Source organism: Klebsiella sp. C283 (assembly GCF_048822555.1).
In the GTDB taxonomy this organism is placed as follows: domain Bacteria; phylum Pseudomonadota; class Gammaproteobacteria; order Enterobacterales; family Enterobacteriaceae; genus Klebsiella; species Klebsiella quasipneumoniae.
On the sequence record NZ_JBMEZS010000006.1, the window covers coordinates 194,733 to 214,887 of the forward strand.

Annotated in this window: 17 protein-coding genes; 7 read left to right on the forward strand and 10 right to left on the reverse strand. The window is 60.0% G+C overall.

Features of this window, described 5'->3' with window-relative positions; genetic code table 11:
• Nucleotides 1–87: 87 nt before the first annotated feature.
• Nucleotides 88–1,119, reverse strand: a complete 1,032-nt coding sequence (gene yhjD / locus ACOI7Z_RS13645) for an inner membrane protein YhjD (protein ID WP_023291286.1) — start codon at nucleotides 1,117–1,119, stop codon at nucleotides 88–90.
• Between the two features lie 106 nt (nucleotides 1,120–1,225).
• On the reverse strand, nucleotides 1,226–2,125 hold the full coding sequence (locus tag ACOI7Z_RS13650; RefSeq protein ID WP_023291285.1) for a LysR family transcriptional regulator: 900 nt from the start codon (nucleotides 2,123–2,125) through the stop codon (nucleotides 1,226–1,228).
• A 119-nt stretch (nucleotides 2,126–2,244) separates the two neighbouring features.
• Here ACOI7Z_RS13650 and ACOI7Z_RS13655 point away from each other — a divergent pair, with 119 nt between their 5' ends.
• Nucleotides 2,245–3,003, forward strand: a complete 759-nt coding sequence (locus tag ACOI7Z_RS13655) for an SDR family NAD(P)-dependent oxidoreductase (protein ID WP_023291284.1) — start codon at nucleotides 2,245–2,247, stop codon at nucleotides 3,001–3,003.
• 34 nt (nucleotides 3,004–3,037) lie between these two features.
• Here ACOI7Z_RS13655 and ACOI7Z_RS13660 read toward each other — a convergent pair whose 3' ends face one another.
• The 3 genes from ACOI7Z_RS13660 to ACOI7Z_RS13670 all read right to left on the reverse strand — a co-directional run bounded on the left by ACOI7Z_RS13660 (nucleotide 3,038) and on the right by ACOI7Z_RS13670 (nucleotide 6,678).
• Entirely contained in the window at nucleotides 3,038–3,571 is a 534-nt protein-coding gene (locus ACOI7Z_RS13660; protein WP_087849070.1) for a GNAT family N-acetyltransferase, read from the reverse strand.
• A 66-nt stretch (nucleotides 3,572–3,637) separates the two neighbouring features.
• Nucleotides 3,638–5,290 carry an alpha,alpha-trehalase gene (locus ACOI7Z_RS13665; RefSeq protein ID WP_087849071.1) on the reverse strand — a complete coding sequence of 551 codons (1,653 nt, stop codon included), beginning with the start codon at nucleotides 5,288–5,290 and terminating at the stop codon, nucleotides 3,638–3,640.
• A gap of 239 nt (nucleotides 5,291–5,529) precedes the next feature.
• Nucleotides 5,530–6,678 (reverse strand): iron-containing alcohol dehydrogenase, encoded by a 1,149-nt coding sequence (locus ACOI7Z_RS13670; RefSeq protein WP_087849072.1) that lies wholly within the window; start codon nucleotides 6,676–6,678, stop codon nucleotides 5,530–5,532.
• A gap of 126 nt (nucleotides 6,679–6,804) precedes the next feature.
• Between ACOI7Z_RS13670 and ACOI7Z_RS13675 the strand changes: the two genes are divergently transcribed.
• A complete protein-coding gene (locus ACOI7Z_RS13675) occupies nucleotides 6,805–7,428 on the forward strand; it encodes a glutathione S-transferase family protein (protein WP_065882909.1) in 624 nt (207 codons plus the stop codon).
• Between the two features lie 195 nt (nucleotides 7,429–7,623).
• Nucleotides 7,624–8,715, forward strand: a complete 1,092-nt coding sequence (locus ACOI7Z_RS13680) for a serine hydrolase domain-containing protein (protein ID WP_065882861.1) — start codon at nucleotides 7,624–7,626, stop codon at nucleotides 8,713–8,715.
• A 32-nt stretch (nucleotides 8,716–8,747) separates the two neighbouring features.
• Here ACOI7Z_RS13680 and gorA read toward each other — a convergent pair whose 3' ends face one another.
• Both gorA and ACOI7Z_RS13690 read right to left on the reverse strand, forming a co-directional pair.
• Nucleotides 8,748–10,100, reverse strand: a complete 1,353-nt coding sequence (gene gorA / locus ACOI7Z_RS13685) for a glutathione-disulfide reductase (protein ID WP_032454297.1) — start codon at nucleotides 10,098–10,100, stop codon at nucleotides 8,748–8,750.
• A 72-nt stretch (nucleotides 10,101–10,172) separates the two neighbouring features.
• Nucleotides 10,173–11,015: a 23S rRNA (adenine(2030)-N(6))-methyltransferase RlmJ gene (locus ACOI7Z_RS13690; protein ID WP_004204945.1), complete on the reverse strand. Its 843-nt coding sequence runs from the start codon at nucleotides 11,013–11,015 to the stop codon at nucleotides 10,173–10,175.
• 193 nt (nucleotides 11,016–11,208) lie between these two features.
• Between ACOI7Z_RS13690 and ACOI7Z_RS13695 the strand changes: the two genes are divergently transcribed.
• The 3 genes from ACOI7Z_RS13695 to rsmJ all read left to right on the forward strand — a co-directional run bounded on the left by ACOI7Z_RS13695 (nucleotide 11,209) and on the right by rsmJ (nucleotide 15,465).
• Nucleotides 11,209–12,480 carry an acid phosphatase gene (locus ACOI7Z_RS13695; RefSeq protein ID WP_087849073.1) on the forward strand — a complete coding sequence of 424 codons (1,272 nt, stop codon included), beginning with the start codon at nucleotides 11,209–11,211 and terminating at the stop codon, nucleotides 12,478–12,480.
• 182 nt (nucleotides 12,481–12,662) lie between these two features.
• Nucleotides 12,663–14,705 (forward strand): oligopeptidase A, encoded by a 2,043-nt coding sequence (gene prlC / locus ACOI7Z_RS13700; protein WP_023291276.1) that lies wholly within the window; start codon nucleotides 12,663–12,665, stop codon nucleotides 14,703–14,705.
• 7 nt (nucleotides 14,706–14,712) lie between these two features.
• The gene (gene rsmJ / locus ACOI7Z_RS13705; RefSeq protein ID WP_032429010.1) at nucleotides 14,713–15,465 is read left to right on the forward strand and encodes a 16S rRNA (guanine(1516)-N(2))-methyltransferase RsmJ; all 753 of its coding nucleotides are present in this window, start codon (nucleotides 14,713–14,715) and stop codon (nucleotides 15,463–15,465) included.
• Between the two features lie 140 nt (nucleotides 15,466–15,605).
• On the opposite strand, the gene dtpB is transcribed toward rsmJ, so the two are convergent.
• Nucleotides 15,606–17,081, reverse strand: coding sequence for a dipeptide/tripeptide permease DtpB (gene dtpB, locus ACOI7Z_RS13710; RefSeq protein ID WP_023291274.1), 1,476 nt, complete (start codon nucleotides 17,079–17,081; stop codon nucleotides 15,606–15,608).
• Between the two features lie 255 nt (nucleotides 17,082–17,336).
• Entirely contained in the window at nucleotides 17,337–17,774 is a 438-nt protein-coding gene (gene uspA, locus ACOI7Z_RS13715; RefSeq protein ID WP_004145166.1) for a universal stress protein UspA, read from the reverse strand.
• Nucleotides 17,775–18,156: 382 nt separating this feature from the next.
• Here uspA and uspB point away from each other — a divergent pair, with 382 nt between their 5' ends.
• Nucleotides 18,157–18,492: a universal stress protein UspB gene (gene uspB / locus ACOI7Z_RS13720; RefSeq protein ID WP_002921203.1), complete on the forward strand. Its 336-nt coding sequence runs from the start codon at nucleotides 18,157–18,159 to the stop codon at nucleotides 18,490–18,492.
• 59 nt (nucleotides 18,493–18,551) lie between these two features.
• On the opposite strand, the gene pitA is transcribed toward uspB, so the two are convergent.
• Nucleotides 18,552–20,048 (reverse strand): inorganic phosphate transporter PitA, encoded by a 1,497-nt coding sequence (gene pitA, locus ACOI7Z_RS13725; RefSeq protein ID WP_004204940.1) that lies wholly within the window; start codon nucleotides 20,046–20,048, stop codon nucleotides 18,552–18,554.
• Nucleotides 20,049–20,155 lie beyond the last annotated feature (107 nt).

The following is a 20,155-nucleotide window of genomic DNA, read 5'->3' on the forward strand; positions in this document are numbered from 1 at the left end:
CGTTAAATAAAAGTTACGTCCTGGATTTATCTGCTGAAATCAAGCGCGAGGATGAATTTTGCCTCTTTTATTCATCCTCGCAATACCTCAGCGGTGGGTTTTGCCCGGCATCCGCCGGTCGTCTTTATACTCCGCGGTGGCGATCCACGCGGCGCAGAACAGCGTCAGGCGGGCAAAGAAATAGAAAAAGGCCATCAGCCCCAGCACCGATCCGAACGCCGCCCCGGAAGGGGATTTCACCAGCGCCGGCAGCGTCCAGGTCATGACGATTTTGATGATTTCAAAGCCAATCGCCGCGATAAGCGTGCCGCGAAACAGGGCTTTGCGCCGCGGACGGTGGCGCGGCAGCCGCCAGAAGATCCAGAAAAAGAGCAGGTAGTTGGCAAAAATCGAGATGGCGAGACCGATCAGCCGCCAGGCGGGTTTCAGCCATTCAATATTATCCAGATACAGCGCGGAGATAATCAACTGCTGGGCGGAACCGGCGACAGAGGTGATCGACAGCGTAATAATCAGCGCCACCAGCAGACCGATCAGCGAGATAAGATCGCGGAAGTATTTTATCCAGATTTTCTCCTCGTCCTGCGGCCGGCGCTCCCAGACGTCGCGCGACTGAGCGCGGATCGCTTCGCGCAGGTTGCCCATCCAGTTAATACCGGAATAGAGCGCCACCAGCAGGCCGACGAGGCCGACGGCGGTGCGCTGCTGCACCGCGGTGTTGATGGTGTTTTTCAGCGTCGCCGCCAGCGTCGGGTCGCTGACGTTTTGCAGAATTTTGTCGAAAATGTCCTGCAGCAGGGTCGGATGCCAGGCCAGCACGAAGCCGGCGGCGGCAAACGAGACCATCAGGATCGGGATCATCGACAGGAACGAGAAGTAGGTGATGGCCGCGCCGAACTGATTGCCCAGCCGGTCGTTGAAGCGCTCTGCGGCGCGTATCAGGTGGGCGACTACCGGGTTGCGCTGCACTTTGGCCGCCGTTCCGGTGACGGTCTTCAGCGCCTGGCTGGCTTTTTGCCCGACGGCCGTGTCATTGAGAGCGTCGAGGGGGCTTTTGTTTTTCTCCGGCTGCGTGTCCGGTTCCTGTGGGGGGCGTCGATCGTCGTTTTCCGGCGTCATACGTGATTTCTTCCTTTTTTACCGCGAGATTCAGCAAAAAGTATACCTTAAATGCCGTATCCTGCAGGAATGCATCAGCCCGCCCCCCGTTCACCCTCCGCGCGGATCAATCGACGTAATCTTTCATCAGCCCGCCCAGCCACTCCATAAACAGATGCACGCGGCGGGAGAGATTGCGCCGGTGCGGGTAGATAAGCGAGACCGGCAGCGGCTCAGCGCGGTACTGGGGCAGGATCTCAATCAGTTCGCCGGCGCGTAACGCCTCGCGCACGCCGGTGCGTGGCACCTGAATAATTCCCAGCCCGGCGATACAGGCCGCCTGATAGGTTTCCGTGCTGTTGACCGTCAATATGCCGCCGCTTTTTACCCAGCGCACGGCGCCGTCGATCACCACCTCGAAGCCGGAAGGACGGACCCCGAGGGTGCTGGCGTAGTGGATCAGGGCATGATCCGCCAGATCCTCCAGGGATTGCGGGTAGCCAAAACGGGTCAGGTAGTCCGGGCTGGCGCAGTTAATTTGCGTCAGCTTGCCCAGCGGGCGGGCGATAAGCCCGGAGTCTTTGAGCGCGCCGACGCGCACCACGCAGTCAAACCCCTCGCGGATCACGTCCACTAGCCGGTCGCTGCTGCTCAGCTCCAGTTCGATGCCCGGATACTGCTGCAAAAAAGCCGGCAGGTGCGGGATCACCAGCTTTTTGGCAAAACCGACCGGCATATCCACCCGCAGCCGGCCGCTGATGCTCGCCGGATCGTGCTGGAACATACCGTCCAGTTCGTCGAGGTTGCTCAGCAGATCCTTCGCCCGCTCGTAGTAGACCATCCCATCCTGGGTGAGCTGAACCCGGCGGGTGGTGCGGTGCAGAAGCCGCACGCCAAGATGGCTTTCCAGGGCCTGAATCTGCCGCGAGACGCTGCCTTTCGGCAGCGCCAGGGTCTCGGCGGCGCGGGAGAAACTCTCCAGATCCGCTACGCGAATGAATAACTGCATTGCATGAATTTTATCCATGCCGATGGCCTATTGTTGTTGTGAATGAAACAGTAAAACGTAATGTAGCGTATTTATTGTTTCACTGGCAGTTAATAAGCTGGAACACAATCACAACGCAACCTGAAAGGGGTCTTCTGATGACACAACGTATCGCTTTAGTGACCGGCGGCAGCCGCGGTCTGGGTAAAAACGCCGCGTTGAAGCTGGCGGCGAAGGGAACCGACATTCTTCTGACCTATCACAGCAACCGCCAGGCGGCGCTCGAGGTGGTGGCGGAGATTGAGCAAAAAGGGGTGAAGGCGGCAGCATTGGCGCTGAACGTCGGCGATCCTTCAACATTCGACGCTTTCGCCAGCGAGGTGGCGCAGGTGCTGGCGCAGAAGTGGGGACGCACCACCTTTGATTATTTACTGAACAACGCCGGGATCGGCCTCAACGTCCCCTTCGCCGAGACCAGCGAAGCGCAGTTTGACGAGCTGATGAACATCCAGTTCAAAGGCCCGTTTTTCCTGACCCAGCGGCTGCTGCCCCTCCTGCAGGACGGGGGGCGCATCCTCAACGTTTCCAGCGGCCTGGCGCGCTTTGCCCTGCCGGGCTATGCGGCCTACGCCGCGATGAAGGGGGCGATGGAGGTTCTGACCCGCTATCAGGCGAAAGAGCTGGGCGGACGGGGGATATCGGTGAACATCATCGCGCCGGGGGCCATTGAGACCGACTTTGGTGGCGGGGTGGTGCGCGATAACGCCGAGGTGAATCGGCATATCGCCGCCCAGACCGCGCTGGGGCGCGTCGGGCTGCCGGATGATATCGGCGACGCCATCGCCGCCCTGCTCAGCGATGAGCTGGCGTGGATGAACGCGCAGCGCGTGGAAGTCTCGGGAGGGATGTTCCTCTGAACCCCGCTGTCGTCAGACCGTGAGCGGCGGTGCGCTAGGGCGCATCGCCCTCCGCGCGCAGCCGACCGAACAGCCAGTCGTTGTGCCAGCGCCTGTTGAGCCAGTAGTTCTCCCGCAGCTCCCCCTCCAGCCGGAAGCCGGCTTTGAGCAGTAACTGCCTGGACGCCTCGTTGCCGGCGGTGACGCTGGCGGTCAGGCGGCGGACGCCGCCGGTGGTGAAGGCGTAGTCGCACAGCGCGCGCAGCGATTCGTAGCCGTAGCCACGACCCTGCGCCGCCGGAGCGAAGAGAAAGCCGACCTCGGCAATGTCGCGCTGATGATGTTGGTAACCGGTGAGGCCGAGCGGGGTATGGGTCAGCCTGTCGCGCACCACCAGGCACAGCCAGTGTTCATCCCCGGGCGTCCACGGCGGCAGCCGCGAATCGAACGCCTCGCGGATGGCCGCCTGCGGCCTGGGGTCGGCCACGTAGAGCATGACCTGCGGATCCTGCTGCAGGGAAAGAAAAAACGACCAGTCGTCCAGCTGCAGCGGTGAGCAGCGCAGGCGCGGCGTCAGAAGTTCAGGCATAAGCGTCATTCCGGGCAGGGCGAATCCTCTGAACATAGCAGGAGAAGGCCGCCGGGAACAGCCCGACTAAGTTGGCTCGCCGTAGAGGCCAATCAGCCGGCGCACGACGCCGTTGGTCCAGCCGAAGCCATCCTGCAGGGGATACTCCCCGCCGCCGCCCTCATGTGGAACGCCGGTGGCGATGTGGTATTTCTCAATCAGTTTGTGGTGCTGCTTGTAGAAGTGGTTGACCGTCTGCAGCCAGCTCCAGGCGATCTCATCGCCCAGCGGATCCTGGCCGTAGCGTTTAAATCCCTGCACCGCCATCCACTGCAGCGGCGCCCAGCCGTTGGGTTTATCCCACTGCTCGCCGCTCTCGTATTCGGTGGCCATGATCCCGCCGGGGGTGAGCAGGCGGGCCCGCACCGCATCGGCAAGGCGTTCCGCCTGTTCGTGGGTCGCCAGGCCGACGTAAAGGGTGACAATGCTGGCGGCGGAAAACAGCGCCAGCTGTTCGCGGCGCCAGTCATAATCGCGAAAACAGCCGTTCTCATCGTCCCACAGATAGCGGTTAACCGCCGCCCGCCGATCCTGAGCCTTCTGGCGGAAGGCCGCTTCCGTCTCGCGATCGCCCTTCAGGCCGGAGAGGTTGGCGATGGTCGTCTCCAGCTTGAACAGGAAGGCGTTCAGGTCGATGGGTATAAACTGCGTGGTGCGGATACTGGCCAGTCGCGTGATATCCCGCAGCCAGCGGCTGGAGTAGTCCCAGCCGGACGCGGCGCCCGCCCGCAGGTCGCGGTAGACTTCATTGGCCGGCCGTCCGGAGTGTCGGGCGGTCTCCACGTCCTCGCGCCACGATTCATCCCGCGGCGTGTCCCGGTCGTCCCAGTAGCGATTGAGCAGGGAGCCATCCGGCATGCGGACCACGTGCCGATACGCCTGATGCGGGATCAGCGACTCGGCGCCGTCCATCCAGAAGGCATGCTCCATCTTCAGATGATCCAGATAGCGCTTCGCGCCGCGCACGCCGTCCTCTTCAAAGAGTTCGACCATCAGGGCGAACACCGGGGGCTGCGAGCGGCTGAGGTAGTAGGTGCGGTTGCCGTTCGGAATGTGCCCGTAGGTTTCAATCAGCCAGGCGAAGTTATCGGCCATGCATTTCAGCAGATCTTCCCGGCCGCTCTCCGCCAGCCCCAGCATGGTGAAATAAGAGTCCCAGTAATAGGTTTCGCTAAAGCGACCGCCGGGCACGATATAGGCCTGCGGCAGCGCCAGCAGCGATGACCAGGGGATATGATCCTGAGGCTCGCGGGTCAACACCGGCCATAGCTTATCGATATGCTCTTTCAGCGTCAGGCTGGGGTCGGAGATGTAGACGTCGGTATGGCTCTCCGGCAGCCAGAAATTATCCTCAACGAACTGCCGCAGGTCGAAATCGGGCTGGCGTTTGACCTTCCGGTAATTCCGCAGGATGTCCAGCGGGTCGTGTTTCGGCGCGCAGTCGGGAAAAGTTTTGCTGTCGGCAAAAATGCGTGATTTTTGCACGTTGGTAAACAGCTCAAGATAGCGATCCGCCGGGGTGAGGGCATCGGAGGCCGGAAGCCCCTCGATCACCTCAGGCTCCGGTTCAGCGTCAATCATCTCATCCAGCTTTAATTCGTACGGATCGGCTTCGTAGCAGGGATCGATGTCGATCCTTAACTCGTCGTCTTCAACGTGGCGTAATTTCTGGCTGAACATAGCGATACGGACCTCCGGATAGCGTGAGTTCGCGGCCGGGCGTACCCGGCCTTGTCTTTTAAGCGTAGACAGTCGCTTCGGTGAGTGTGAAGTAAACTGTGCGTTAGATCACGCTTTTCCGCCGACAGGGGACGCCGTGATTTCTAATTAACACGTTGATAAATAATTATTAAGTCCGCGATTAGGTGAAGATAAAATTCGGAGCATTCATTATGCAACAAAATTTTATCCCGGCGCGCTCACTCCCACGCCGCCTCCAGCATCTCCAGCAGCTGTTCGCTGCTCAGGCTGACCGGATTGGCCTTCATCGACGAGGAGGTGCTGGCCGCCAGCGCCGCCGGCTCCAGGGCGTCGCGCGCCACGCCGAGGTCGCGCAGGGTGCCGAGACCGGCGCGATGGCTCCATTCCCGCAGACTGTCCCAGACCCGATCCGCCGGGACCTCCAGCCCGTCGGCCAACCAGCGGCGAACGTCGTTGAAGCGCTGGCGCAGGGCGGGGTCGTTTATCTGCGACTCATTCAGCGCCAGCCCAAACGGCAGCAGGCTGCCGCATAAGGCGCCGTGCGAGGCGCGGCTCAGGCCGCCCAGCGGGCCGGCGAGGCCGTGGATCACCCCCAGCCCGGCGTTCGCCAGCGCCACTCCGCCGCACAGGCTGACCCAGGCCATCTCGTCGCGGCTGGCCGGGCACTCTTTTTCCATCAGAACCTTCAGCGCGCGGATGCCGCGCGGGATCGCCTGCTGACAGAGGGCGTCGGTGAAAGGGGTGGCCCGGCTGCAGAGCCAGGGCTCGATCACCTGGGTCAGGGCGTCGAGGCCGGAGCTCAGGGTGATGCTGCGCGGCGCGTTGTCGGTTAGCGCCGGGTCGACAATAGCCAGGTCAGGCAGCATCCGGTCGTCGCGCAGGCTCACTTTCCGCTGCTGTTCCACGACGTTGATCACCGCGTTTTTAGTGACTTCCGCGCCTGTGCCCGCGGTGGTGGGGATCGCCACGAACGGCAGCGGGCTGGCTTCCAGCTGACGGCCCGTTCCCACGACTTCCAGATAGTCGACCAGCGGGCCGGTGGCGGGCGCCAGCGCCGCAATCGCCTTACCGGCGTCAATCACCGCGCCGCCGCCGAGGCTGACCACCGCCCTGATCCCTATCTCGCGCGCCAGCTGGACGCCCTGCTCAATATCGATAAGCCAGGGTTCGCGGCTTATCGCCAGCGTCGTGACCGCCAGCTGCAGCGCCTCCAGCTGATGGCGGAGAAATGCCGCCCGCTGCGGGCTGGCGCCATGCACCAGCAGAACAGGACCGCCCTGCTGCGCCAGCCAGGGGGCGGCGCTCTGGGCCTGACCGCGGCCAAAACGAATATTTGCAGGCATCAAAACGGTAAAAGGGGTCAACATGTCGGGTTCCTTTTCGGCAAACAGGCTGGAATCAACTATACACATTATCCAGCGCTCTGCCTTGTTGCTGGCTGGCAATAGAGTAGAGTGAATGAACTCTCTTTTATGGCTGAGGAATCGCTGACGATGCTAACAATTCTGGGCAAACGCTCTTCAATCAATGTACGGAAAGTGCTGTGGACCTGCGAGGAGATCGGGCTGGCGTACCAGCAGGAGGATTACGGCAGCGGGTTTAAGCCCCTGGACACCCCCGAATTTCAGCGCCTGAATCCTAACAGCCTGGTGCCGGTGCTGCTGGACGATGACTTTGTGCTCTGGGAGTCGAACAGTATTTGCCGCTATCTGGCGCGAAAAGCGGAGCGCTGGGATCTGCTGCCCGCCGGGCCGCAGCCCGCCGCCGAGGTGGAGCACTGGATGGACTGGCAGGCGACCGAGTTCAATAATGCCTGGCGCCATGCTTTTATGGGGCTGGTGCGTAAAGATCCCCGCTTTCAGGATCCGGCGGCGATTAAAGAGAGCATTGCCACCTGGACCCACTGCGTGCGCATTGTCGAAGCGCAGCTGCAGCGGACCGGGGCGTGGGTCGCCGGCGAGCGCTTCACCCTGGCGGATATTGTGCTGGGCCTGTCGGTGCATCGCTGGAAGATGACGCCCTTTGCCCATCCGGAAATGCCGGCCGTGGAGCGCTGGTATATGGCGCTCAATCAGCGCCCGGCGTTTATGCGCCATGGAAATAACGGCGTGGCGTAGCGAACGGGCCTGGGCCTTATCGATTTTTCAGCGTATTCGCTTTGCACTGGCGGGGTAATGCCGCTACGATCCCGCGTCTGTTTTTTATCCCATCCCAAATAACGTGTGGCAGGCAGGTGCAGTTTGAAAAAACGGTTAGGCCTTGTGCTACTGGCATTACTGTTGATTTCAGGCTGTTCCGGCACGCTGTCGCAAATGAGCCCGCCCAGCAATGAAACCAGTCTGACAGGGCGCAACGGTCAGCGGCTTTCCGTCGATGATTATGTCAGGCATTACATGCGCGAGAAGCAGGTCAGCGGCATGGTGGTGGCAATTATTCATCATAACGGCCCGGCGGAGTTTCACTGCTTCGGCGTGACCGATGACCAACATCGCTACCCGATAACCCCGCATACGCTGTTTGCCCTCGGCTCGCTGAGCAAAGGGGTTACCGCCGAAGTGGTCACGATGCTGGTGAACGAGGGCCGTTTCCACTGGCACGACACGCTGCAGACCCTGCTGCCGCCGGGTACCGCGCTGAGTGAGGATGCCCGTAAGATAACCTTGCTGCAGCTGGTGACGCATACCTCAGGGCTGCCGCGGCAACCGATGAATATGCTGTCGCTTGAGCACCTGCTGGCCTATCTCAACGATGGCGAAAACTTCTACCATGAGCTCGATGCCGATGGCGTTCTGAGTTATCTGCAGCATTTCCAGGCCCCGGCGGAACCGGCGCCGAGTTACTCCAACCTCGGCTACGCGATCCTCGGCTATCTTCTCCAGTACCAGACTGGCGAATCGATTGAGACGCTGGCCTCGCGGATGATCTTCCGCCCGCTGGCGATGGGGAACACCAGCTTCCTGCCGCAAACGCTGCGTGATTATCCGTGGCGGGCGCTGGGCCATGCTGGCGATCAGCCGAAATTTAAACCCCGCGGCGCGCTGACGCCGGACTGGCAGTTCCGTCATAACATGGTCGGTGCGGCGAGTTTGTACAGCGACGCCGGAGATCTGATTCACTATGCCCGCGCCCACTTCGCGCCCACCGGTCAGGCGGCGCTGGACCAGGCGTTCCGCGACGTTAGCGTCGACTATTATCCGCGGCGGATTGAAGCGGCGAATATCGCCTGGGTAACAGACACGTTCGGCGAGCAGCAATTAACCTATCAGGTGGGGTACATCGGCGGCTATTCGAGCTATATCGGTTTTGATAAAGCGAATCAGAATGCGGTGGTGGTGCTGCAAAACAGCTTTAACTGGAGCAACTATATCGGCCACCAGATCCTGCGTCACCTGGCGGCGCAATAAAAAAGCCCCGTCCGGAGACGGGGCTGCGCGCCTTAGCGCATGGTGACAAACTCTTCTGCCGCCGTTGGGTGAATGGCGACGGTGTTGTCGAAGTCTTTTTTGGTGGCGCCCATCTTCAACGCCACCGCAAAGCCCTGCAGCATCTCATCCATCCCGAAGCCGATGCCATGGATACCGACAATCTTCTCTTCCGGGCCGACGCACACCAGCTTCATGCGGCACGGCTGGCGGTGCGAGGTGACGGCGGTATACATCGCGGTGAAGGAGGATTTGTAGACCTTCACGGCGTCGTCGCCATACTGCTCGCGCGCCTGCGGCTCGGTTAAGCCGACGGTGCCGATAGGCGGGTGGCTGAAGACCACGGTCGGAATGTTGTTGTAGTCCAGATGCTCTTCCGGTTTGTTGTTAAACAGGCGTTCGGAGAGACGACGGCCAGCGGCCACGGCCACCGGGGTCAGCTCAACGGCGCCGGTGTTATCGCCCACGGCGTAGATGCCCGGCACGCTGGTGTTCTGGAACTTATCGACGACGATGTAGCCTTTATCGTCAGTTTTCACGCCGGTAGCCGCCAGGTTGAAGTTATCGGTCGCCGGTTCGCGGCCAATCGCCCAGATCAGGCAGTCAACGGTCTGGCTGCGGCCATCTTCCAGCTCAAGGGTCAGGCTGCCGTCGGCATGCTTCACCACCGCTTTCGGGATGGCGTTGGTATGCAACTGCGGGCCTTCGGCGTTCATCACTTCCACCAGCGTTTCGACGATCAGCGGATCGAAGCTGCGCAGCGGCGCGTGCTTGCGCACGAACAGGTGGGTTTCAGCGCCGAGGCCGTTAATCACCCCCGCCAGCTCAACGGCGATGTAGCCCGCGCCGACCACCGCCACGCGCTTCGGCAGCGCCGGCAGTTCGAAGAAACCGTCGGAATCAATACCGTATTCCACGCCCGGAATGGTCGGGTGGCTCGGACGGCCGCCGGTGGCGATCAGGATATGATCGGCCGTAATGGTCTCGCCGTTCACTTCCACGGTGTGGGCATCGACAAAGCGCGCAAAGCCTTTGATCACGTCGACGTTGTTCTTACCCAGCACGTTGTCGTAGGAGGTATGAATGCGGTCGATATAGGCGCTGCGGCTGGCGACCAGCTTCTCCCAGTCGAAATGGTTGATGGTGGTATCGAAACCGTAGTCCGGGCCGTAAAGATGAATCGCTTCGCGGATCTGCGCCGCATGCCACATCACTTTTTTCGGCACGCAGCCGACGTTGACGCAGGTGCCGCCCAGCGCTTTGGCTTCAATCAGCGCGCACTTCTGGCCGTACATGGCCGCACGGTTAATCGAGGCGATACCGCCGCTACCGCCGCCGATGGCGAGGTAATCATAATGTTTGCTCATGCCCATATGTCCTTAATCGTTGATTGCCGCGATTGTAACGCGAGGCGTAAAAGGTTCCACCGATGGTTGCGATTACTCCGGCACGATCCAGCTGACGGTCGTGTGACCGGTACCGGCCGGCACCAGCTTGCTGTGCAGCCACGGCAGCACATTGTTCATCTGCTGCTCCAGCTTCCACGGCGGGTTGATGACGATCATCCCGGAGGCGGTCATGCCGCGCTGGTCGCTGTCAGGACGTACCGCCAGCTCAATCTGCAGAATCTTGCGAATGCCAGTGGCTTCTAAGTCTTTGATCATGCGTTTGATCTGCGCGCGCAGCACCACCGGGTACCACAGCGCGTAGGTGCCGGTGGCGAAGCGTTTGTAGCCTTCGTTAATTCCGGTCACCACCGCCTGATAGTCGGTTTTAATTTCGTACGGCGGGTCGATCAGAATCAGACCGCGGCGCGAGACTGGCGGCAGTTTGGCTTTCAGCTGCTGGTAGCCATCGGCTTTATCGACGCGCGCGCGGCTGTCTTTCTGAAACTCGGCGCGCAGCAGCGGGAAGTCGCTCGGGTGCAGCTCGGTCATCTGCAGGCTGTCCTGCTCGCGCAGCAACTGGCGGGCGATCAGCGGAGAACCCGGGTAGTAGCGCAGCTGGCCGTTACGGTTGAAGTGTTCGACCACCGAAATATAGGGCTCAAGCTCTGCCGGCAGGTCGTCCTGCTGCCAGATGCGGGCGATGCCTTCGAGATACTCGCCGGTACGCTCGGCGTGCTCGCCGCTCAGCTGATAGCGGCCCGCGCCGGCGTGGGTGTCCAGGTAGAGAAACGGTTTTTCTTTCTCTTTCAGCGCTTCAATGATCAGGCTCTGAACGGTGTGTTTGAGGACGTCGGCGTGGTTGCCTGCGTGAAAGCTGTGGCGATAACTGAGCATGGATGCAGAGATTCCGGGAAATAAACAAGTTAACCGATAGTTTACCGCAGATCGGCCGAGATTACCGCTGCGCCGCCGCGCTGTTTCATTTCTGCCAAAAGCGTTGCAAAACATAACGCTGTCATAAAAGCGTCAAACGGCCGCGCTAGCGTCGGAGACAGGCAAGGTAATTGTTTGAATAAAAGGAAAAATAATGAAAAAGCAACTCTCGCTGCTGGCCGTTGCGCTGCTGCTGGCGCAACCGGTTCTGGCTAAAGACATCCCGCTGAACAGGGCGGCGGCCCTCGCCAATAGCGTGACGCCGGCTGCCTCCAGTCAGGCGTATGACGATCTTGAGCAACAGGCGCTGGCGCAGTTGCGCCACGCGCTGCAAGGGGATGCCGCGACGCTGACCCGCGATCGGTTGGCGCACACGAAACAAAACAAAACCCAGGCCGATACCGCCTGGCTGAAGGCCAGCGGCTACGACTTCCAGACCCGGGCAAACCAGCAGGCGGATATTGCGCTATTGTCGGCGTTCAGCAGTCTGCCGGAGACCGTCGTGAAGCAGAATCTGGCGACGGTGACCGCCATCAACCGCGACGCCGTGCAGACCACCCGCCGTCAGGCGCTGGCCGATGCGCAAGGGATTAGCTACCTCTATTTCCTCAGCGACGCGCTGGGGCCTCGTCTGGGCAACGCGTTTCTGACCGCCTATGACCAGGGCGCGCTGGGGAAAGCGGCGGCGCTGATCAAAGCCTCGGAAGTCAGCACCGGCGAGGCGAAAAAGCACTTCCACAATCCGCGGCCGTTCCTGGTCCAGGGCAACACCATTCACCTGGTGCCGGACGACGTGGTGGTGAAGGATAACCAGCCCTATACCGCCGACGGCGGCTCGTTCCCCAGCGGCCACACCAACACTGGCTATACCGATGCGCTGCTGCTGGCGGCGATGATCCCGGAGCGCTACGACGCGCTGGTGGCGCGCGGCGCCCGCTATGGCTACTCGCGCATCGTGCTGGGCGTCCACTATCCGCTGGACGTGATCGGCTCGCGGATGGTGGCCGAGCGCAACGTGGCCCATTATCTTAACGATCCGCGCTACCGGGTATTATTTAACGAAGCCCGCGATCAGCTGCGCGCCGCGCTGGCGAAAGCCTGCGGTACGTCGCTTGCCGAGTGCGCGAAGAGCAGCGTGAAAGACGATCCCTGGCGCGATCCGGTGATGCGTGATTTCACTCGTTTCGCCATGACCTACGACCTGCCGCGGCAGAAGGGGCCGCAGCCGCGCCTGCAGGCGCCGGAGGGGGCGGAAGTGCTGCTGGAGGCTGCTCTGCCGCAGCTGTCAGCGGCCCAGCGTCGGGCGCTGATGGTCAACACCGCGCTGCCGGCGGGCTACCCGCTGTCCGGCGCCACCCCCGAACAGCAGTTCTGGCAGCGGTTGAATCTGTCGGCGGCCTGGGAGATGGCGCAAAAAAGGCATTAATGCGGTTTCCGGCACGCTGCGCCGCGTGTCGCGCTTTTCCGGCAACGGGCGGACTTATCGCAGCAATACCCAGGCTGACGCACCGCCCGTCATTGAAATTCCCCCAACTATCCCCCATTCTAGATCTCATGCATAAGCGCCGGACGCGCGCTTCACTCACCCTTTTCAACAGGACAGCGCATATGACCAATCCATTACTGACGCCTTTTTCCCTGCCGCCTTTTTCTGCGATCAAACCAGAGCACGTGGTCCCAGCGGTCACCAAAGCGCTGGAGGATTGCCGGGCCGCGGTGGAAAGCGCAGTGGCGCACGGCGCGCCGTATAGCTGGGAAAATCTTTGCCAGCCGCTGGCGGAAGTGGACGATGTGCTGGGACGCATCTTCTCGCCTGTCAGCCATCTCAATTCGGTAAAAAACAGCCCGGAACTGCGTGAGGCCTACGAACAGACGCTGCCGCTGCTCTCCGAGTACAGCACCTGGGTCGGCCAGCATGAAGGCCTGTATAAAGCTTACCGCGATCTGCGCGATGGCGATAACTACGCCACGCTGAATACCGCGCAGAAAAAAGCGGTGGATAACGCGCTGCGCGATTTCGAATTATCCGGTATTGGCCTGCCGCCGGAGGCGCAGAAACGCTACGGTGAAATCGCCGCGCGCCTCTCTGAGCTGGGCAACCAGTACAGCAACAACGTCCTTGACGCCACCATGGGCTGGAACAAGCTGGTGACCGACGTCGCCGATCTGGCCGGTATGCCGGAAAGCGCGCTGGCCGCCGCTCAGGCGCAGGCCCAGGCCAAAGAGCAGGAAGGGTATCTGCTGACCCTGGATATCCCGAGCTACCTGCCGGTGATGACCTACTGCGACAATCAGGCGCTGCGCGAAGAGATGTACCGCGCCTACTCCACGCGCGCCTCCGACCAGGGGCCAAACGCCGGTAAATGGGATAACAGCCCGGTGATGGCGGAGATCCTCGCCCTGCGCCACGAGCTGGCGCAGCTGCTGGGCTTTGACAGCTACGCCTTTAAATCCCTCGCCACCAAAATGGCGGAGGATCCGCAGCAGGTGCTCGATTTCCTCACCGACCTGGCAAAACGCGCCCGTCCGCAGGGCGAAAAAGAGCTGGCCCAGCTGCGCGCTTTCGCTAAAGCCGAGTTCGGCGTCGAAGAGCTGCAGCCGTGGGACATCGCTTACTACAGCGAAAAACAGAAACAGCATCTCTACAGCATCAGCGATGAGCAGCTGCGCCCCTATTTCCCGGAAAACAAAGCCGTTAACGGTCTGTTCGAAGTGGTGAAGCGCATTTACGGCATTACCGCCAAAGAGCGTACCGATGTCGACGTGTGGCATCCGGAAGTGCGCTTCTTCGAGCTGTATGACGAACACAACGAGCTGCGCGGCAGCTTCTATCTCGACCTGTATGCCCGCGAGCACAAGCGCGGCGGGGCGTGGATGGACGACTGCGTCGGCCAGATGCGTAAGCTGGATGGTTCCCTGCAGAAGCCGGTCGCCTACCTGACCTGTAACTTCAACCGTCCGGTCAACGGCAAACCGGCGCTGTTCACCCACGACGAAGTGATCACTCTGTTCCACGAGTTCGGCCACGGTCTGCACCACATGCTGACCCGCATCGATACCGCCGGGGTTTCCGGCATCAGCGGGGTGCCGTGGGATGCGGTCGAGCTGCCGAGCCAGTTTATGGAAAACTGGTGCTGGGAGCCGGAAGCGCTGGCCTTTATCTCCGGTCATTATGAAACCGGTGAACCGCTGCCGCAGGCGCTGCTGGAGAAAATGCTGGCGGCGAAAAACTACCAGGCGGCGATGTTTATTCTGCGCCAGCTGGAGTTCGGCCTGTTCGATTTCCGCCTGCACGCGGAGTACAAGCCGGAGCAGGGGGCGAAAATCCTTGAGACCCTCGCGGAGATTAAAAAGCAGGTCGCCGTGGTGCCGGGCCCAACCTGGGGCCGCTTCCCGCACGCCTTCAGCCATATCTTCGCCGGCGGTTACGCGGCGGGTTACTACAGCTACCTGTGGGCTGACGTGCTGGCGGCAGACGCCTTCTCACGCTTCGAAGAAGAGGGGATCTTCAACCGTGAAACCGGTCAGTCGTTCCTCGATAACATCCTGAGCCGCGGCGGTTCTGAAGAGCCGATGGTGCTGTTCAAACGCTTCCGCGGGCGCGAGCCGCAGCTGGATGCGATGCTGGAGCATTACGGGATCAAGGGTTAAGTCTGCGGTGAAGATCTGCTTAATTGATGAAACGGGCGCCGGAGACGGCGCCTTATCTGTTTTAGCCGCCCGCTGGGGGCTGGAGCAGGATGACGATAATCTGATGGCGCTGGTGCTGACCGCTGAGCATCTGGAGCTGCGTAAGCGCGATGAGCCCAAACTCGGCGGTATCTTCGTCGATTTCGTCGGCGGGGCGATGGCCCACCGGCGCAAGTTTGGCGGCGGCCGCGGTGAAGCGGTGGCCAAAGCGGTCGGTATTAAAGGCGATTATCTGCCGGATGTCGTCGATGCCACTGCCGGATTGGGGCGTGACGCCTTTGTGCTGGCGTCGGTCGGCTGTCGCGTGCGGATGCTGGAGCGTAATCCGGTGGTCGCCGCGCTGCTCGACGATGGCCTGGCCCGCGGCTATGCCGATGCGGAAATCGGCGGCTGGCTGCAGGAGCGGCTGCAGCTGATCCACGCCTCCAGCCTGACGGCGCTGACCGATATTACCCCGCGTCCGCAGGTGGTCTACCTCGACCCGATGTTCCCGCATAAGCAGAAAAGCGCGCTGGTGAAGAAAGAGATGCGCGTCTTTCAGTCGCTGGTGGGGCCCGATTTAGACGCCGATGGCCTGCTGGCCCCGGCGCGCCAGCTGGCGACCAAACGGGTGGTGGTGAAGCGCCCGGATTACGCGCCGCCGCTGGCGGAAGTCGCCACGCCGAACGCGGTGGTGACCAAAGGGCATCGGTTTGATATTTACGCCGGCACGCCGGCGTAAATTTGCAATCTATCAGGCATCGCGCCGTCATGCTGCCGGGTGGCGGCTGCGCCTTACCCGGCCTACATAATCATTTATATATCAGATGGATACCATTCCCCCAGGCCCGGGCTGAGTAAGGCGCAAACCGACGAACATCTCTACCGCTCAGCTTCCCCCGGGGTATTAATCATCCGGTTCAGCCACGGCACCATCAGCGCCATCGCCACCGTGACCCCCAGGGTCACCAGGCCAATTTTACTGAACACGCTGGTGTAAACGGGCAGCGTCTGCAGCGGGTCGGTGATATTTTCCGGCACCGCGGTGAAGGTCGCCACATAGCCGCCGAGCAGGAACGCGGCGGCCTGGGTCAGGAACCACATCCCCAGAATAAAGCCCATCAGATGCTGCGGCACCAGCGCGGCGACCATCGCCAGCCCCAGGGCGCTGATCAGCAACTCGCCCAGGCTCTGGAACAGATAAACCAGCACAATAAACCACGGCGAGGTTAATCCCTGGGCGTCGGCGAACCACATCCCGGCGGCCGCGGCGGTAAGGAAGCCCAGCGCGCAGAGGAACATCCCGAGGGTAAATTTCACCGGCATGGTCAGGTCTTTACCCTTGTGGCCGAGATGGGTGTAGATCGCCGCCAGCACCGGGCTGGCCACCACCACCCAGAAGGGGTTCAGGGCCTGGAAACTGACCGGGTTGATGGTAAAACCCAGGATCTGATGATGGACGTTATTGATGGCGAAGAAGTTCAGCGAGGTCGGCATCTGGGCGTAGAGAATGTAAAACAGCACCGCCTCGATCATCAGGATAAAGGCGACGAACATTTTGTTGCGCCCGGTTTTATCAAGGCGAAACGCCTCGCGGAAAAAGAACGCAATGACCACGACCGACAGGACAATCAGCACCAGGTTGGCGATCATCACGTTATGCATCAGCCAGGCGCAGAGAAAAATCATCACCACCGTACCGGCCAGCACCAGCGCCAGATTGCGCAGGCAGAGGGGGCGATGATCGGGCTCGGAACCAATCTCTTTCACCATCCCGCGGCAGGCGAGGTAGACCAGCAGCGCGATAATCAGCCCCGCGCCGCACAGGTTATAGGTCACCGCGTAGCCAAACTTTTCCGCGATCACCGGCGCCAGCGACAGCGACAGCAGCGAACCGATGTTTATCGACATATAAAACAGGGTAAACGCCCCGTCGAGACGGGCATCCTTCGGCGGATAGCATTTTGACAGCAGGCTCGCCGGGTTGGCTTTAAACAAACCGTTGCCGACGGCGATGGTGCCGAGGGCGATAAAGATCAGCTGCGGTTTCAGCAGCGACATCCCGGTCATAAAGTAGCCGATGGCCAGCACAATCGCGCCGAGCACCAGCGTGCGTTTGGTCCCCAGCAGATGGTCGCCCACGTAGCCGCCGATGGAGATCAGCCCGTAAACCAGCGCCGCGAAGGCGCCGAAGGTGATAAAGGCCTGTTCCTGAGAGAAGCCCAACTGTTTAACAAAGAAGACCGCCAGGATCCCCTGAACGCCGTAATAGCCAAAACGTTCCCAGAGCTCCACAAAGAAGATCATAAAGAACGGACGAGGTTGCTGCAGCAAGCCCGTAGGTGCAGTTGTATTCATATTCCTTCGCCTTGTATTACTTTCCCAAAAAGTATGAACGCGTATGCCAGAACGCGCCGAAAATGTCTGATAACTCGCCATGCTGCGGTTATTGGCTTATTGAGTAGATTATTATATAGATGTTTTAGTGAATAACTGGTTGATCACACTAATTGAATGGCTTTTTTATGGAGTTAAGCTCTATTGTCTGGCGAGGCGGAAGCGAAAATAAAAACGCCCGCAGCGGCGGGCGTCTGGCATGACACAACGGGACGGTTATTCGTCTTCTTCGTCGCGTAGCGGGACAATCAGCATGTCGACATGGACGGTGTTGATCAGCTGACGGGCAGAGGACATCAGCTTGCTCCAGAAGTCCTGATGGTGGCCGCAGACCACCAGGTCCATATCATATTTTTTAATCGCATCGACCAGCACCTGGCCCAGGTCGCCGCTGCCGCTCAGGGTCTCGGTGATCGGGTAGCCGGCGTTGGTCGAGAGCTCGGTCAGCGCGTGATGGGTCTCTTCGGAGATGCGTTTTTGCATGTCGCCGAGGTTCACGTCAATCAGCCCGGTGTAGAGGTCGGAGTAATTCACATCCACGTGGATCAGGGAGACTTTCGCGTTATACGGGCGGGCCATAGAAACGGCTTTTTCAACCAGTACTTTACTCTCCGGGGACAGGTCTACTGCAATCAGAATATGTTTGTAAGCCATAGTGTTACTCCTTCCATAAGTTTGTCGATGACCATTGGACCTGACAGCTGGCGCTGCCGTTTCGCCCGCGTCCTGCGTGCTACATTCGCGGGAGGGTAGCCTTTAAGGACTTCATTGTAGAAGATATTTCTTACCTTATAGCGCCCCCCGCACTCCGTCAATGCACTGGGTTCACCTAAAAGTTAAACAAATTTATCCGTCTTACGTATTGATAACGAATAACCTTGTGGTAAAAAAATTAATGGATCTCCTACACTATTTAATGAGCCGGTCGGAAAAATAAATGTGATCGGAATCGCACTCTTTACGGTATTGTCGTCGGTTATTTGGGGAGCGGTAGCCGCGGAGGGTTTCTCCGTGGGCGGGTCGCCGGGGAGGAGGTATGATCAGCACTATTGCGCTGTTTTGGGCCCTGTGTGTCGTTTGTGTGGTGAATATGGCACGCTACTTCTCATCGTTGCGTGCATTATTGGTTGTGCTACGTGGTTGCGATCCCTTGCTCTATCAGTACGTCGATGGCGGCGGCTTTTTTACCTCGCACGGGCAGCCCAGCAAACAGATGCGCCTGGTGTGGTATATCTATGCCCAGCGCTACCGTGACCATCATGACGATGAATTTATTCGTCGCTGCGAACGTGTTCGTCGCCAGTTTATTCTGACCAGCGCCTTGTGCGGCCTGGTGGTGGTGAGCCTGATTGCGTTGATGATCTGGCACTGACGGCATCTTCGGGATAAAAAAACGGGCCAGCAAGCTGGCCCGTTTTGAACGAATAGCGCTTAAATCAGCTTCAGGGAGAGCCAGTAAAGGACGCCTGAAAGGATAATCGCTGCCGGCAGGGTCAGCACCCAGGCCATCAGAATGCTCGTCACCGTCTTTTTCTGCAGACCACCGCCATCCACCAGCATCGTCCCCGCTACCGAGGAGGAGAGTACGTGGGTGGTGGAGACCGGCATCCCGGTGTAGCTCGCCAGACCGATAGACACCGCCGCGGTCATCTGCGCCGACATCCCCTGGGCGTAGGTCATGCCCTTCTTACCAATCTTCTCACCGATAGTGGTCGCCACGCGGCGCCAGCCGATCATGGTGCCAATACCCAGCGCCAGCGCGACCGCCATGATAATCCAGATTGGCGCGTACTCGATGGTGCTCAGCATATCGGTTTTCAGTTTCTTCAGCAGACGCTGGTCGTCAGCGCTCACGTCCGGCAGTTTCGCCACTTTGTCGGTGGTGTCGGAGATGCAGAGCATGATGCGACGCAGCTGGCCGCGCTGTTCCGGTTTTAGCGACTCGTAGTTCTCAACGCCGGTCAGCATGGTCTTCACGCGGTCAAGGGCGTTGATGGTGTTCGCCGGATGACAATGAAACTCGCCGTTGGCCGCGGTATTGGTGTCCGGAGAGGGAACCAGCTGGTCAACGCCGGTGGCTTTCTTCAGCAGGTCAGGGCGCTGCTGGAAGAAGGTTTCCACGTTGTTGACCGCATCGCGGGTACGGGTGATTTCGTAACCGGAGGCGTTCATATTCACCACGAAGCCCGCCGGGGCGACGCCAATCAGGACCAGCATCACCAGACCAATGCCTTTCTGTCCATCGTTAGCGCCGTGAGAGAACGACACGCCGATAGCGGACAGGATCAGGGCGATACGGGTCCAGAACGGCGGCTTTTTCTTGCCGTCTTTCTTTTCACGCTCCGCTGGGGTCAGGTGGATACGCGCCCGTTTCTTGGTGCCGCTCCAGTAGCGACGCAGCAGGAAAATCAGGCCGCCCGCGATCACCAGGCCGACGATAGGCGAGATAATCAGCGATCCAAAAATGCCGATGACTTTCGGGATATTCAGCGCGTCAACGACCGACGTACCGGTCATTAAGGCATTGGTGAGACCGATCCCGATGATAGCGCCGATCAGCGTATGGGAACTGGATGCCGGCAGGCCGAAGTACCAGGTGCCGAGGTTCCAGATGATCGCCGCCAGCAGCATAGAGAACACCATGGCGAGGCCATGTGCGGAACCCATGTTAAGCAGCAGATCGGTCGGCAGCATATGCACGATGGCATAGGCTACGCTGAGACCCCCCAGCAGAACGCCGAAGAAGTTGAAGAGCGCTGCCATCGCCACAGCGAGCTGTGAGCGCATAGCGCGAGTGTAGATAACCGTAGCCACCGCGTTTGCGGTATCATGGAAACCGTTAATCGCTTCGTAAAACAGTACAAAAGCTAAAGCAAGCAATAATAATAGTCCGGTATGTAAATCCAGACCGGCAAATAAATGTAGCATAGGACGTTACGCCATTTTGAGGACATGAACGCGGCGCATTATCAGTGACTTTAGCGGCGCGGGCAAAGTGAAATATAGACTTTTTTTGATTTTCTTCCTGTTTAGGT